Annotated in this window: 10 protein-coding genes; 2 read left to right on the plus strand and 8 right to left on the minus strand. The window is 69.6% G+C overall.

Annotated elements, in window-relative coordinates; genetic code table 11:
* Positions 1–13: 13 nt before the first annotated feature.
* Entirely contained in the window at positions 14–1,336 is a 1,323-nt protein-coding gene (locus AC3ANJ_RS16540; RefSeq protein WP_488317245.1) for an ABC transporter substrate-binding protein, read from the minus strand.
* Positions 1,337–1,623: 287 nt separating this feature from the next.
* On the opposite strand from AC3ANJ_RS16540, the gene AC3ANJ_RS16545 reads away from it, so the two are divergent.
* A complete protein-coding gene (locus tag AC3ANJ_RS16545) occupies positions 1,624–2,649 on the plus strand; it encodes a LacI family DNA-binding transcriptional regulator (protein WP_488317246.1) in 1,026 nt (341 codons plus the stop codon).
* Positions 2,646–4,802, plus strand: coding sequence for an alpha-galactosidase (locus AC3ANJ_RS16550; RefSeq protein WP_488317247.1), 2,157 nt, complete (start codon positions 2,646–2,648; stop codon positions 4,800–4,802). Before AC3ANJ_RS16545 ends, AC3ANJ_RS16550 begins: the two co-directional genes overlap by 4 nt.
* A gap of 2 nt (positions 4,803–4,804) precedes the next feature.
* Here AC3ANJ_RS16550 and AC3ANJ_RS16555 read toward each other — a convergent pair whose 3' ends face one another.
* From AC3ANJ_RS16555 to AC3ANJ_RS16585, 7 genes are all read right to left on the minus strand, one after another.
* Positions 4,805–5,833, minus strand: a complete 1,029-nt coding sequence (locus tag AC3ANJ_RS16555; protein WP_488317248.1) for a LacI family DNA-binding transcriptional regulator — start codon at positions 5,831–5,833, stop codon at positions 4,805–4,807.
* A gap of 141 nt (positions 5,834–5,974) precedes the next feature.
* A complete protein-coding gene (locus AC3ANJ_RS16560; protein ID WP_488317249.1) occupies positions 5,975–8,803 on the minus strand; it encodes a glycoside hydrolase family 43 protein in 2,829 nt (942 codons plus the stop codon).
* 144 nt (positions 8,804–8,947) lie between these two features.
* Positions 8,948–10,216, minus strand: coding sequence for a glycoside hydrolase family 27 protein (locus AC3ANJ_RS16565; RefSeq protein WP_488319301.1), 1,269 nt, complete (start codon positions 10,214–10,216; stop codon positions 8,948–8,950).
* Positions 10,217–10,233: 17 nt separating this feature from the next.
* On the minus strand, positions 10,234–11,157 hold the full coding sequence (locus AC3ANJ_RS16570) for an aldose 1-epimerase family protein (RefSeq protein ID WP_488317250.1): 924 nt from the start codon (positions 11,155–11,157) through the stop codon (positions 10,234–10,236).
* Positions 11,157–12,674, minus strand: coding sequence for an L-arabinose isomerase (gene araA, locus AC3ANJ_RS16575; RefSeq protein WP_488317251.1), 1,518 nt, complete (start codon positions 12,672–12,674; stop codon positions 11,157–11,159). Before araA ends, AC3ANJ_RS16570 begins: the two co-directional genes overlap by 1 nt.
* A 10-nt stretch (positions 12,675–12,684) precedes the next feature.
* Entirely contained in the window at positions 12,685–14,268 is a 1,584-nt protein-coding gene (locus AC3ANJ_RS16580; RefSeq protein WP_488317252.1) for a xylulokinase, read from the minus strand.
* Positions 14,265–14,984: an L-ribulose-5-phosphate 4-epimerase gene (locus tag AC3ANJ_RS16585; RefSeq protein ID WP_488317253.1), complete on the minus strand. Its 720-nt coding sequence runs from the start codon at positions 14,982–14,984 to the stop codon at positions 14,265–14,267. The genes AC3ANJ_RS16580 and AC3ANJ_RS16585 overlap by 4 nt, the downstream gene beginning before the upstream one ends.
* Between the last annotated feature and the right edge of the window lie 78 nt (positions 14,985–15,062).

Here is a 15,062-nt window from a genome sequence, read left to right on the forward strand (position 1 = left end):
GCCGCCCTCTGTCTCAGCCCGCGAGCTTCTCGACCGAAGCGCCCCAGCGCTCGTTCAGCTCGGCGAAGTAGCTCGCCTTGTCACCGTCGGCAGCGCCGCGCGCGACATCGATGAGCTTCTGCCGATAGATCGGGCCGTACAGGTCGATCTGCGAGTCGCTGGAGACCTCGTTCAGCAGGCCTTCCTTGCCGGCAGGCGCCGCGTTGATCTCCATGAGCTCGACACCGGCCGCCTCGAAGTCGGCGAGCGAGTCGGGAAGAGGCGCGTCCTTCAGCGGCGAGACCATGCCCTGCGTCTCGGTGTAGCCGGACTCGGACACGACCCACTGGATCCATGCCCACGCCGCGGCCTTCGACTTCGAGTGCTTGCTGACGGCGAGGTTGTAGTCGCCGCCGATCACGGCCAGCTGGGTGCCGTCGACGTTGGCGGGGAAGGCCATGAAGCCGATGTCATCCGCCGAGGCGCCGTTGTCCTCTGCAGCCTGCTTGATCTGCGAGATGGCCCAGGAGCCGAGCGGCATGGTCGCGATCTTGCCGGTGCCGAGATCGACCTTGGACTGCTCCCAGTTCGTGGTGAGCGGGTCCGCCTCGGTGAGGCCGGCGGCGACCGTCTCGTACAGCAGGCCGTCGATCGCGTACACGTCGGTGCCCTCGGTCCACGGCGCCGGGTCCTCGGCGAGGGTGATCGGAGCATCCGGGTCGTCCGTGATGCCGCCCAGGTTGCCGAAGCTCTGCGTCAGCGGCCAGCCGTCCTTGTAGTTCGTGTACATCGGGATCGCTTCGGTCGAGTCCTTGACCTTCTGCAGCGCGTCCAGCCACTCGTCCTCGCTGGCCGGCAGCTCCGAGACACCAGCGGCTTCGAAGACCTTCTTGTTGTAGACGACGCCGTTCGCGTTGCCGCCGAAGGCGATGCCGTACTGCGTGCCCTCGTAGCTCGCTGCGGGGAGGAAGCGGTACGTGTCCTCGAAGTCCGCGGTCTCACCGAGCGGCTCGAGGAACTGCTCGTACTGGTCGGGCTGGATCGCCGGGATGCCGATGACATCGCCGTAATTGCTCGTGCTCATGCGGGTGAGCATCTCGCCCGCATAGTCGGTGATGCCCTCGAACGTGACCTTCACGTCGGGGTACTCCTTGTTGAACTCCTCGGCGTACGCCTCGAGGGTGCCGTCCTCGACGAGGTCGGTGCGCCAGGTGACGACCTTGATGTCGCCCTTCACCTCGCCGTCGATCGCGTTGTCCGCGTCGCCGGAACCGCCGCCGCTCGAGCACGAGGTGAGCAGGAGCGCTGCGGTCGTCGCTGCGACGACAAGGCCAGCCATTGCCTTGCGTGATGCCATGTGAATCTCCCTTGATGTGGTGGCAGCCGGGCAGCGGATCGCGAAAGGATCCTCGCCGCCGGATGTGGATGTCAGCGTAGGACAGACACGGGCGCATGTAAAGCGCTTTAGTGAAATATCTTGGACTTCATGCCCACGGAAGGGCCGCAGTTTCTTATCCTTCATCTGGTCTTTTTCGCGACGGAGAATCTCTCGGCGGAACAGTGCGTCCACCTGTCCGTCGTTGTCATGCGGATATTCGTGGCTACGATGGAGCGCATTCACGCCTCCGAACGAGAGCCCTTCCGATGACGACTGTGCAGCCTCGCGCCACCCTCGACGATGTCGCGCGCCTGGCCGGGGTCAGCGCGAAGACGGTATCGAGGGTGTTCAATCAGCCGGAGATCGTGGGGACCGAGACCGCGCAGCGCGTGCAGGCTGCCGCGACGCGCCTGCGCTTCCGTCCGAACACGCTCGCCCAGCATCTGCGGCGCGGCGGGGGCACCGACACCGTCGGGTTCGTGATGGGCGAGTTCGGCAACCCGTTCTACTACAAGGTCGCTTCGGGCATCGAGGCCGAGATCGCCCCGCACGGCCACCACCTGCTGCTCGCCACGACCGATGACACCGCCGAGGGCGAAGCCAGGGTGGTCGATGCGCTCCTCGGACAGCGGGTCGGGGCCCTGCTGATCATCCCCGTGGCGGATGATCAGGCGTATCTCGAGGGCGAGCGACAGCTCGGCACCCCGGTGATCTCGATCGACCGCGACGCGACGAACGTCCTCGCCGATGCGATCGTGCTCGAGAACCGCCGCATCCTGCACGAGGCTACCCGCCGGTTGCTGTCTCTCGGGCATCGCCGCGTCGGCTATGTCTGCAACCCCTCGAGCGTCTCCACCCAGGTGGAGCGGCTGGCCGGCTACCGCACCGCCATGTCCGAGGCGGGGATCGAGGACACCGCGGCCTGGTGCCGCCTGAGCGATGACCGCACGGAACGCGCCGACACGACCGTCGGCGAACTGCTCGATTCGGACGACGCGCCCACGGCGATCATCACCGGCAACAACCGCATGACGATCGGCGCACTGCGCGCCATGCGCGCCCGAGACGACACGCACACGGCGCTGATCGGATTCGACGACTTCGACACCGCGGACATCATCGGTGTCTCCGTGATCACCTACGACCCGGTCGAGATCGGGCGCCAGGCCGCGCGCCTGGCCATGGAGCGCATGAGCGACCCTGCCGGTCCGCCGCGACGGATCGTCCTGCCGACCTGGATCGTCGAGCGCGGCACGGGCGAACGCCCGCCGCATGAGAGGAACGCACCATGACCGCACTGCTCGAGCGGGAGCTGTTCGCCCTCGAGCGCGACGGCGTCGGCATCGTCGTCGACGCCCACGGCGCCGCGCTCCCCCGCATTCTGCACTGGGGCGATGCCCTCGGGCCCGTCACCGCCGCCGACCTCGCAGCCCTGGCGGACGGCCTGGATCGCCAGAGTGCACCCGCCACGCTGGATGCCGCATGGCAGCTCACCGTCATGCCCGCCGAAGCGGACGGATGGAGCGGTCGCCCCGGCATCCAGTTGCGCCGTGACGGTCGCCTCCACACTCCGCGCTGGATGCTCGAGAGCATGTCCGCCACTGACGACGCCGCCTCGTTCACCGCTCGGGATGACGCGAGCGGCCTGGTGCTGACCCAGCGCATCGCGCTCGCCCCCGGTGGCCTGGTGCTCGTCGACGCGTCGGTGCGGCACACGGGCGCACCGGACGCCGCGGCCGTCGAGGTCGAGTGGCTCGAACCCACGCTGCCCGTGCCGACGACGGCCTCGCACCTGACCGCGTTCGACGGACGATGGAGCAGGGAGAAGCGCCCTGTGACCACCGGGTTCCCGGTGGGATCTCTGGCCAGGCAGTCCCGGCGAGGACGCCCCGGCCACGATGCCGCCACGATGCTGATCGCCTCCGAGGGCCAGCCGCGGTGGCGCTCAGGGCGCGTGTGGGCGTCGCACGTGGCCTGGCCCGGCGATACCACGCATCGTACGGATCGTGTGACCGACAGCGTCACGCTGATCGGCGGCGGCGAGCTGTTCCGGCCCGGCGAGCTCGTCCTGACGCCCGGCGCCGAGTACGCCGCTCCGACGATCGTGTTCTCCTACGCCGCCGACGGTCTCGATGCGATGGCGGCACGCGTGCATGACTGGCTGCGGTCGCGTCCGCAGCATCCGAGGACCGACCGACCGTTCACGCTCAACACCTGGGAGGCGGTGTACTTCCGCCAGGACCCGGCCCGTCTGATCGCCCTCGCCGAGCGCGCCGCCGAGGTCGGCGTCGAGCGCTTCGTCCTCGATGACGGCTGGTTCGTCGGCCGCGACGACGACACCACGAGCCTGGGCGACTGGATCGTCGACACCCGTGCGTGGCCGGATGGACTCGGCGTGCTCGCCGATCGGGTGCACGCTCTCGACATGCAGTTCGGCCTGTGGTTCGAACCCGAGATGGTCAGCCTGGACTCCGATCTCGCCCGCGCGCACCCCGACTGGCTCCTGCATGACCCGCGGCATCTCGACCACGACGCATCGCTGAGCTGGCGCACGCAGTACGTCCTCGACCTCGCGAACCCGGATGCCGCGGCGCACATCCTCGAGCAGATGAGCGCACTGGTCGGCGAGCTCGGCATCGACTACATCAAGTGGGACCACAACCGCGATCTGATCGAGAGCACGCACGACGGCATCCCGGGGAACCACGCGCAGACGGCGGCAGTGCTGCGCCTGATCGGCGCGCTCAAGTCACGGCATCCGGGGCTCGAGATCGAGTCCTGCTCGAGCGGCGGAGCCAGGACGGACCTCGGCATCCTGCAGGTGACCGACCGGGTGTGGGCGAGCGATTCGAACGATCCGGTGGAGCGGCAGGAGATCCAGCGGTGGACCGGCCTGCTGCTGCCGCCCGAACTCGTCGGTGCGCACGTCGGCCCGACCGAGTCGCACAGCTCGGGCCGCGTGACGGATCTGTCGTACCGGATCGCGACCAGCCTGCTCGGCTGCGCGGGGTTGGAATGGGACATCCTCGGGTGCGACGCCGAAGAGACCGCGGCGCTTTCGCGCTTCACCGCGCTGTACAAGGAGATCCGCCCGATCATCCACGGTGGCCGGGTGGTGCACCCGGACCTGAGGGATCCCGCGTGGCGGGTCACCGGGCATGTGGCACCGGATGCCGCGGAAGCCGTCTTCGTGGTCGCCAGCGTCTCGAGCATCGAGGATGCGCGCGCCGAGCGCCTGCGATTCCCCGGTCTCGACGACGACCGGCGCTACCGGGTGCGCGTGCGCGGAGAGATCGGTGAGACGAAGATGGGCTGGGTCATTCCGCCGTGGGTGCGCGAGGGTTCGATCGAGCTGCCGGGGTCCGTCCTGGCACGGGTCGGACTGCAGCTGCCGACGCTATGGCCGGTGCAGGCGATGCTGCTGCACCTCACCGCGGTGGACTGAGCTCAGCGCGGCGCGGGTCCCGTGGACTCGCGCGGCTGCAGCACGGGGGTGGAGTCCAGGTCGGCCTCCGGTGCCGCTCCCCCGACGACGTCGAAGAGCCGGCGCGCGACGTGCGCCCCGAAGTTGACGACGTCATGGCTCAGCGAGGTCAGCCGCGGGTAGGAATGCTGACACAGCACCGAGTCGTCCCACGCGACGATCGACAGCTCATCGGGGACGCGGATGCCGAGTTGTGCGGCGACACCCAGTGCGGCCACCGCCATGATGTCGTTGTCGTAGATGATCGCCGTCGGTGCGTTCGGACCGGTCAGCGCCGCTCTGGTCGCCTCGACGCCTTCGGCAGGGGTGAAGTCGGTGTGCAGCACGATGGGCTCGGCATCCTGCAGGCGCATCTCGTCGAGGAAGGCGTCGTCGCGGAGGCGGGTGTGCGCGAGCTCGACCAGGCCCGCGACGCGCGCGATGCGCCGATGTCCGAGGTCGACGAGGTGACGTACGGCCTCCCTGGCTGCGGTGGCGTCATCGGTGCCGACCGTGGTCAGCCCCTCGGCGACGCTCGGGTCGCCGACGACGACGGCGGGGAGGGTCGGGGTCTTGGCGAGGTAGTCGATGCGGGGATCGTCGACGCGCACGTCCGTGACGATCACACCGTCGACGCGACGGGCCTTGTGCCAGCCGCGCAGGGTCTCCAGCTCGCTCTCGATGTCCGGGACGACCTGCAGCAGCAGACCGTGGTTGCGCAGCGACAGCTCGGTCTCGATGCCTGCGAGGAACTGCATGTAGAACGACTCGACGCCGAGGTTGCGCGGATCGCGGGCGAGCACGAGTCCGAACGTCGCGGTCTTGGCACCGGCGAGTGAGCGAGCGGCGCTCGCGGGCGCCCAGCCGAGCTCATCGGCGACCGCGAGAATGCGCTGGCGGGTCTCGGCGGAGACTCCCTTGCGGCCGTTGAGCGCGAACGACACCGCACCGATGGAGACGCCTGCGCGAGCGGCGATGTCCGCGATCGTCACGCGTCCGGTGGTACTGCTCACCCTTGAAACCCTATGCCCTCCCCCGTCGCGCCGCCCCTGTGCGCGAGACTTGCGTTGTGCGGTGAGGCTTGGCCTGGCAGGTCAAGTCTCACGCCGCAACGCAAGTCTCGCGGGTCGGGTGGGTGGATGCCGGAGGTGGGGCTACCCGCAGGTGGCCGCGGCGTACCCGGCGGTCACCGACGTCTCCCCGACCGTCATCGTGATCTCGCCGGCCTCGACGGACGGCTTCTTGGTCGCGGCCACGGCCTGACCGTCACCGCCAGGGGCGATCGCCTCGATCACGCGCCGGCCGAAGGGCGTCTCGACGACGGCATCCGTCGCTCTGGCACCGCCGTTGTGCACGGTCGAGACGAGCTGCACCTTCCCGGCGACGCAGCGGGTGGCCACCGAGGGCACGACGTCCGCGGATGCCGTCCCCACCGCGAGGACGGGGATCTTCAGATACGAGCCCGGGGTCGCGAAAGTGAGGCGCACGGCGGAAGCGAGCACGGGGTCGAACAGGATCGTCGTTGGCTTGCCGTTCGCGCTGGGGGCGACATCCTGTGCGCTGGTCGCGTGCCAGGCGCCCTGCGCATCGCGGTACTCGACGCCGACGCCCGCGATCGTCCCCTCGATGTTCGTGAATCCGACGCGATCGACGACCGCCGCGGCGGCCGGCTCGACCGTGAAGGTCGCCGAGTCCTTCGGCGCGCCACCGGTCCACGTCGACCACGAAGTCGTCGACCTGTCGTCGCAGGCGTTCTGCGCCGGCATCGTCGCCCACTCGGTCTGGTGGAAGCTCGCCGACACGGTCGTCCCCTCGGCCGCGCAGACGTCGTCGATGCCGTCGGCACCCCAGATCTGCACCTCCGAGATCGACTGCCAGGTGTTGGTCGCGGTCGTCAGCTGCAGCCGCACTCCGTTGGTCTGCGGCAGGTCCGTGAGGTCCAGCGTCGCCACCGGAGCGGATGCCGCGGAATCCTGCGCGATGTCGACACCGACGTCCGCCGAAGTCCAATCGCCCGCGGCATCCAGATACTCGGCCGCGACGTGCGACGGCCACGTCGCACCGCCGCCGTCCTTGTACGTGTGCACGACGACCTCGTCGACGTCCTGGGCGAGCGGCCAGGAGAACGACAGCCAGCTCGAGGTGGGGTACGCGCCGCCGCCGACCCAGTCGTCCCAGCCCTTGCCCTTGACGTTTCCGTCAGCGACGGTGGGGGCGAGATCGACCCGGCTGGATGCCGACACCGCCGACTCGGGTGCGAGGTTCACGACGCCGGGGGTGGCCACCTCGATCGTGCGGGCGAAGGTGCGGCCCTCGGTGAAGTCCGCGTCGGCGGCGAGCGTGCCGATGATCGTCTGCGTGCCGCGCTCGGGGAACGAGGTGGCGCTCCAGGTCACGGCCGTGTCGACCGTCGCATCGCCCACCTTCACCGGCACGGTATCCGGCAGAGCGTCCGCGAAGTCCTCCCCCGGCTCCACCGTCTCGGGCAGGCCGTCGTCCACGACGCTCCAGATCTCGGTGCCGAGGCCATGGGAGTCGAAGTACGTGGCATCCCAGCCGTCCACCCAGCGGGTCGGATCCTCGACGGCGGGGTTGCGCATCTCGGCGCGCCCGTTCTCACCGATCGTGATGGGCAGCCAGACGTAGGTCGAATCGGCGGCGCCGGAGTTCCATCGGTCTCCCATGTAGACGAAGCGCCCGCCGCCCAGATCGATCACGTTCGTGGACTGCGAACCGAAGGTCGTCCGACGGGTGTCTCCGAGGGAGAGCAGACCGTCGCCGCCCTCCGGGATGGAGTTGTACGCGACGTTCTCGTAGGCGTCATCGGTTTCCACCCCGCGGATCCAGGTGCCGAGGATGCTGTCGGCCGTGTGGTAGGTCTGCGGGTTCGGCGCCCATCCGGTCGCACCGGACGCGACGGCGTAATACTTTCCGCCGTGCTGGAAGAGCGCCGGTGCCTCGAGCATGCCGCACTCCTTGACGATCTGGAAGTCCTCGCCGCGCACCGGCGCCTCGGCCGTGCCGTCGGCGAAGACGTACGGGAAGCGTCCGTCCTCGGAGTACTGCCCTGCGCTGACCATGTCGGTGCCTGTGGTGTGCGTGACGTTCGTGTAGTCGGCGTCGAGCTCGGCGATGTACAGCGAGCGGTTCTCCTCGGACGAGTAGGCGATGTACGCGGTGCCGTCGTCGTCCTGGAAGACGGTCATGTCGCGGGCCTGTCCGGGTACCGCGGCCGAGATGCAGGCCTTGTAGTCGGTGCGGTTCGGCATCCGGTAGACCCCCGTCATCCGGAACGGCCCTGTCGGGCTGTCGGAGACCGCGACGCCTGCCATCGAACGGGCGTACATGCTGCCGCCCGGTGTCGTCTGCCCGTCCGAGTGCCACCACAGCACCCACTTGCCGGTGCTCTCGTTGTACAGCACCTTGGGACGCTCGAAGATCGTCGTGTACTCGGCCGCGTCGCTCGTGTTGAGGTGGTGGTTCAACTCGGCGATGCGATCGGTGCGCGGCTGACCCGCGTCGTCGACGGTGTCGTACAGGGCATCGAAGTAGTCGGTCTCGAACTCGGAGGCGTCCGAGACCGAGCGCAGCACGATGCCCTCGTCCGTCCAGTTGAGCGTGTCGTAGGACTTGTACGCATGCACCCCTGGGCTGCCGTAGTAGCCGTTGCTGCGGTCCTCGCCGTACCAGTAGTAGACCGTGCGGCCGTCTTTCGCGCCGGTGACGACGTCGCCGCCTTCGACCCCGAGCTCCTGCGCGCTGACGACCGCGCCGCCGTGAGCCTGGATGTGCGCGCCGTTGTCGTCGAACCAGTACGGCTGGAAGTAGCCGGCGGCACTGGACCCAGGGTCCTGGATCGCCGGATACGCGGTGTACGTCACCGGATCTCCGATCGGCACGGCGGCATGAGCGGGTGCCACCGCCGCCACAGTCAGCACTGCCGCGGCACAGACCGCCAGCGCGGCACGGGTCGACTTCGTCATTCGCACTCCCTTGTGGATGAGGCACCCGTCAAACGGGTGTGTTGACGTCAACAGTTGACGTCAACACACATCCAACCAGTCGCGCACCCCGAACGGCAAGCCTCGCGTCGATCGCAAGGGGTCGCGGATGCCGTCCGATCGAGGTCAGATCCGCAGCAGCGCCGCGCCGTGCGGAGGCAGAGTCACACGCACCGCCGCGCTCCCCGGGGCCACCCCGCGGGCGGCATCGCTCTGCACGGCGACCGGCTCCAGTGGAACCTCGCGGCCGGTCCACAGTTCGCTCGCGACGCCGGATGCCGGGAAGCCGATGTTTCCGGCATCCAGAACGGCATCCAACTGGACGGAGCCGAGGTTGAAGGCGGCGGCGTAGCGCTCGCCGTCCTGTCCGTCCGCCGCCCACAGCACGAGAGCGCCCTCACGGAAGACCTCGCGGTTGCGCGTCGAGCGCGACAGGACGGCCAGCACGTCCGCGTTCTGGAACAGCGCGATCGTCGCCGGGTCGGACGAGGGCAGGTCGCCACCGATCATGAGCGGCGAGCGGGCGATGATCCACAGCGTCAGGAGCGCCACACGCTCGTCGGGCGTGAGCCGGTCGTCGCGCGGCTCGCCGCGCTCGGCGCGGATGCCGATGCGGCCGAGCGGCAGCATGTCGCCGTCCGGCCAGCCTTCGGGCCCCGCGAACGGCGCCCACCGTGCGAAGCGGGCGAAGTTCGCCTCGACATCCGACCACTGGTCCCACAGGTCGTCGCAGATGCGCCACATGTCGGCGTGCTCGCGAAGGTGATCCAGCCGCTCGAGCGACAGGTCGCGCCCGGGCGACAGGCTCAGGACGATGTCCCGGCCGGACGCCGTGATCGCCGCCGCATACGCCGCTACATCCGCCGCCTGGTACGGCCACAGCATGTCGTCTGCCTTGATGAAGTCGACGCCCCACTCGGCGTACAGCGCGAGGGTCGAGTCGTAGTACGCCTGCGCCGCCGGGGGGTCGAGGCCGAGCATGTCGGGGTTCCACTCGCACACGTTGGTCGAGTCCGCGACCTCGGATGCCCGCACGTCGGTGCCGAGGATCGGCAGATCCTGCGCGACCGCCCGCCGCGGGATGCCCCGCATCGTGTGGATGCCGAAGCGCAGGCCGAGCTCGTGCACGCGCGCGGCGAGAGGGCCGAAGCCCGCCCCACCGGCTGAGCTCGGGAAGCGCTCCGGGTCGGGGATCAGCCGGCCGTGCGCGTCGAGGTGGAGCGGCGCGTCGGCGTTGTAGCCGTGCGACCGCGCGGTGGGATCGGCCCAGTCGATGTCGACGACGATCGTGTCCCAGCCGAAGCGCAGCAGGTGCTCGGCCATGAACTCGGCGTTGGCGATGACTTCAGCCTCGGTGACAGTGGTGCCGTAGCAGTCCCAGCTGTTCCACCCCATCGGCGGTCGCGACACGGTCACAGCGCTGCGATCCGCCAGGATGCCGCGTGCGACGCACCCGGCTCGAGCACGACGAGGTCGACGCCGGAGTTGAAGGCGTCCGGCGGGCAGGTCATCGGCTCGACCGCCAGGCCGATCCGATGAGTCGCATCGATGCCGGTGTCGGCGGTGTGCACCTGCACCCACGGGCAGGCCTCGTCCCAGCGCATCGCGACGCCGGTGCCGTCGGCCGTGGTGAGGCGCACCTCGGAGATGCCCTCCTCGTACGACAGCGACGTGAACGCGTGGTCGATGAACACGTCGCCGATCTCCCGCGCGGACCGGAAGTCCCACTCCGGGTGATCCGTCACCGGCTCGACCGCGACCGGGCTGAGCCGGTCGGGCGTCACCGTCAGGACTTCGGATGCCGGAAGCGCGAACGTCCACGCGTCCACGCGGCCGGGGCCGGCCACGAGGTACGGGTGCGGTCCCGTGCCCCACGGCGCGGCATCCGCACCGAGGTTGCGGGCCGTGACCGTCTGCTGCAGGCCGTCGGCGTCGACCGCGTATTCGCTGGAGACCTCGACGCGGAAGGGATACCCGTCTTGCGGCTGGATGACGGCGACGAGCACGACCCGGTCGGCCTCGACGACCTGCGGGCGGAAGTCCGCCCACGACAGCAGGCCGTGCAGCGCCTGGCCACGGCCTGGCTCGGTCAGGGCGAGCTGGTACTCGACGCCTGCGAACGAGTAGCGGCCGTCGACGATGCGGTTCGGCCACGGAGCGAGCGTCGTCCCGCGGTATCCGGGGCGCACCTCGTCCGCCTCGAACGGCACGACGAGGTCGCGCCCCTCGAACGCGAGCACGCGCAGCGAGGCGCCGACCGACGCGATGACCGCGCGGTAGCCGTGCGCGGCGATCTCGAACTGCGCGCCGGAGACCTGTTCCGCGGCCGCCGACATCACAGCCCCTGCGCGAGACGGTAGTACGCCTGGTTCCAGCGGACCTGCTTCTGGAACTCGACCAGCGTGGTGTCCTCGTCGATGACGAGCAGCTCGACCTCGGCCATCTCGGCGAAGTCGCGGAAGGCCTCGAGCCCCACCGCCGTCGACATCACGGTGTGGTGTGCAGCCCCGGCGGTCAGCCAGGCGGCCGCGCTCGTGTTGAAGTCCGGCGCCGGCTTCCAGACGGCCCGGCCGACGGGGAGTTTGGGCAGCGAGGCGCGCGGCTCGACGTTCTCGACGACGTTGGCCGTCAGGCGGAACCGGTCGCGCATGTCGCTCATGGCGACGACGACGGCTGGCCCGGCATCCGCGGTGAAGACCAGGCGGACCGGGTCGTCCTTGCCGCCGATGCCCAGCGGGTGGATCTCGAGCGTCGGCTTGGCCGTGGTCAGCGACGGCGACACCTCGAGCATGTGCGCGCCGAGGATCAGCTCGTCACCCGGGGTCATGTCGTAGGTGTAGTCCTCCATGAGGCTCGCGCCACCGGGAAGGCCGGCACCCATCACGTTCGCGATGCGGACCAGGACGGCGGTCTTCCAGTCGCCCTCGGCGCCGAAGCCGTAGCCCTCGGCCATCAGGCGCTGGACCGCGAGACCCGGCAGCTGCTTGAGGTCGCCCAGGTCCTCGAACGACGTCGTGAAGGCGCCGAAGCCGCCCTCCTCCAGGAACGAGCGCAGGCCGATCTCGATCGCCGCGCCGTCGCGCAGCGACTGGTGCCGCTCGCCGCCCTTGCGCAGCTCGGGGACGACCTCGTAGAGCTCTTCGTACTCGGCGACGAGGGCGTCGATGTCGGACTCGGATGCCGCGTCGACCGCCTCGGCCAGTTCATTGACGCCCCAGGTGTTGACCTGGACGCCGAAGCGCAGCTCGGCCTCGGTCTTGTCGCCCTCGGTGACGGCGACGAAGCGCATGTTGTCGCCGAAGCGGGCGAGCTTGAGCGAACGCGAGGCGGCGAGGCCGGCCGCGGCGCGCTGCCAGGTGCCGAGCTCCTGCTGCACGCGCGGGTCGGATGCATGTCCGACGATCGTCTTGCGCGGGACGCCCAGTCGGGTCTGGATGTAGCCGAACTCGCGGTCGCCGTGCGCGGCCTGGTTCAGGTTCATGAAGTCGAAGTCGATGTCGGCCCAGGGGAGCTCGACGTTGGCCTGCGTGTGCAGGTGCGCGAGCGGCTTCTGCAGCGCGTCGAGGCCGGCGATCCACATCTTCGCGGGACTGAACGTGTGCATCCAGGCGACGAGGCCGATGACGTTGTCGTCGGCGTTGGCCTCGAGGGCTGCCTTCTTGATCGCGGCGGAGTCGGTCAGCACCGGCTTCCAGACGATCTTCACAGGGACGTCGCCCGCGGCATCCAGAAGCGAAGCGATCTGCTGGGACTGCTCGGCGACCTGCGCGAGCGTCTCGGGTCCGTACAGGTGCTGGCTTCCGGTGAGGAACCAGACCTCGTAGCCGTCGAGGGAGGTGGTGAGCTTCGGCATGTCAGATCCTTCAGAGGTTCTCGGTGGCGGCGGCCTCGATGGCCAGACCCGCCCGGTAGCGGTCGAGGTAGGTGGTGAATCCGGCGACGTCAGCCGGGTCGGGGTCGGCTGTGGAGAGGGATGCCGAGGCGAACACGCTCTCGTCGAGGAACGTGCCCAGGTCGGTGTCCTGTGCGTGCGCGAGGTACGACGCGAGCACCGCGATGCCCCACGCCCCGCCCTCGCTGGCGAGCTCTCCCACGGCAACGGGGGCGTTCAGCGCTCCGGCGAGGAAGCGCTGGGCGACACCAGCGGTGCGGAACATGCCGCCGTGCGCGAACATGCGGTCCAGTCCAACGCCCTCGGCGGCGAGCACCTGCATGCCCAGCGCGAGCGTTCCGAAGACGCCGTACAGCTGCGCGCGCATGAAGTTGGCCAGCGTGAAGGCGCTGTCCGGCGTGCGCACGAACAGCGGCCGCCCCTCGGTGAGGCCGGCGATCGGCTCACCTGCGAGGTGGTTGTACGCGATCAGGCCGCCGGCATCCGCCTCGCCTTCGAGCGCTTCGCGGAAGAGGGTGTCGAACACGCCATCGTCGTCCAGCGGCTGTCCCGCCGCGGCCGAGAAGCGCGTGAAGAGCCCCGCCCAGGCGGCCAGTTCGCTGGCGCCGTTATTGCAGTGCACCATGGCGACGGCGTCGCCGGCGGGAGTCGTGACGAGGTCCAGCTCGTGGTGGACCTCGGCGAGCGGGTGCTCGAGCACGACCATCGCGAAGATGCTCGTGCCTGCGCTCACGTTGCCGGTCCTGGGGGCGACCGAGTTGGTCGCGACCATGCCTGTTCCGGCGTCGCCCTCGGGCGGGCACAGCGGGATGCCGGGCTGCAGCGCTCCGGTCGGATCGAGCAGGGCCGCACCCTCGGCCGTCAGCGTTCCGGCCGCAGCGCCGGCGGAGAGCACGGCGGGGAGCAGGTTCGTCACCGGAGCCGGAAGCCGGTCGGCGGCGCGCTCGTCGTAGGCCGCGATCATGCGGGAGTCGTAGTCGCCGGTGGCCGAGTCGATCGGGAACATCCCCGAGGCGTCGCCGACGCCCAGGACCCGTTCGCCGGTGAGCTTCCAGTGCACGTAGCCGGCGAGGGTCGTGACGAAGTCGAGCTGCGGGACGTGCGCCTCGGCATCCGTGACGGCTTGGTGCAGGTGCGCGATCGACCAGCGCAGCGGGATGTTCACGCCCAGCAGCTCGGTCAGCTCGGCGGCCGCGACACCCGTGTTCGTGTTGCGCCAGGTGCGGAACGGGACGAGCAGGTCGCCGGCCTCGTCGAAGGCGAGGTAGCCGTGCATCATGGCCGAGATGCCGATGGCGCCGAAGGTCGCGGGCTTCACGCCGTAGCGGTCGTGCGCGTCGGCGACGAGGTCGGCGAACGCGGCCTGCAGGCCCTGCCACACCTCGTCGATCGCGTAGGTCCAGAGGCCGTCCTCGAGGCGGTTCTCCCACGAGAACGACCCCGTGGCGAGGACCTCGGTGGCGTCGGAGCCGATCAGGCACGCCTTGATGCGGGTCGATCCGAGCTCGATGCCCAGGCTCGTGCGCCCCTCGAGGAGGTCGTCGCGCGCGGTCATCGGCGGGCGTCCGAGTTCTGGCCGTACACGTTCTGGTACCGGTTGAACAGGCTGTCGATCGCTTCCTGCGGGATCGGGATCAGCGGGCCGGCCTCGCGGGCGTGGTGCACGGTGCGCGCGACGTCCTCGACCATGACGGCGGCCTTGACGGCATCCTTCGCATCGACGCCGATCGTGAACGGTCCGTGGTTCTGCATGAGGACGGCGCGCGAGCGGTGTCCGGTGAGGGTCTGCACGATGCCGCGGCCGATGGAGTCGTCGCCGATGATCGCGAACGGCCCGATCGGGATGGGACCGCCGAACTCGTCGGCCATGGCCGTGATGACGCAGGGGATCTCCTCACCGCGTGCGGCCCACGCGACGGCGAAGGTCGAGTGGGTGTGCACGACGCCGCCGACGTCGGGCATGTGGCGGTAGACGTAGGCGTGCGCCGCGGTGTCGCTGGAGGGGCTCCGGTCGCTGCCGGCGGAGCCGGGGATGACATTGCCGTCCAGGTCGCACAGGATCATGTTGTCGGGCGTCAGGTCGTCGTAGCTCACGCCGGACGGCTTGATCACGAACAGATCGGCACCGGGGACGCGGCCGGAGACGTTGCCTCCCGTCCACACGATCAGCTCGTACCGGACCAGTTCTCCGTGCAGTCGGGCGACGTCCTCCCGGACGGTCTGAATGGCGGCTTCGATCTCAGGGGCGAAGACAGGGGCTTCGTTGCTCACGGATACCTCATCATGCGGCGGATTCGCCGGTCACTGTGACCGGTCACAGCAGTGTCCCATGCGGGGGTGACGGCGTCA

The sequence above is a fragment of the Microbacterium sp. STRO-1N genome (assembly GCF_057748015.1).

Bases quoted from the DNA above. Each gene is read 5' to 3' on its own strand.
- AC3ANJ_RS16540 (WP_488317245.1), bottom strand. From the start codon at position 1,336: ATGGCATCACGCAAGGCAATGGCTGGCCTTGTCGTCGCAGCGACGACC.
- AC3ANJ_RS16550 (WP_488317247.1), top strand. From the start codon at position 2,646: ATGACCGCACTGCTCGAGCGGGAGCTGTTCGCCCTCGAGCGCGACGGC.
- AC3ANJ_RS16545 (WP_488317246.1), top strand. From the start codon at position 1,624: ATGACGACTGTGCAGCCTCGCGCCACCCTCGACGATGTCGCGCGCCTG.
- AC3ANJ_RS16565 (WP_488319301.1), bottom strand. From the start codon at position 10,216: ATGGGGTGGAACAGCTGGGACTGCTACGGCACCACTGTCACCGAGGCT.
- AC3ANJ_RS16580 (WP_488317252.1), bottom strand. From the start codon at position 14,268: ATGACCGCGCGCGACGACCTCCTCGAGGGGCGCACGAGCCTGGGCATC.
- AC3ANJ_RS16570 (WP_488317250.1), bottom strand. From the start codon at position 11,157: ATGTCGGCGGCCGCGGAACAGGTCTCCGGCGCGCAGTTCGAGATCGCC.
- araA (WP_488317251.1), bottom strand. From the start codon at position 12,674: ATGCCGAAGCTCACCACCTCCCTCGACGGCTACGAGGTCTGGTTCCTC.
- AC3ANJ_RS16560 (WP_488317249.1), bottom strand. From the start codon at position 8,803: ATGACGAAGTCGACCCGTGCCGCGCTGGCGGTCTGTGCCGCGGCAGTG.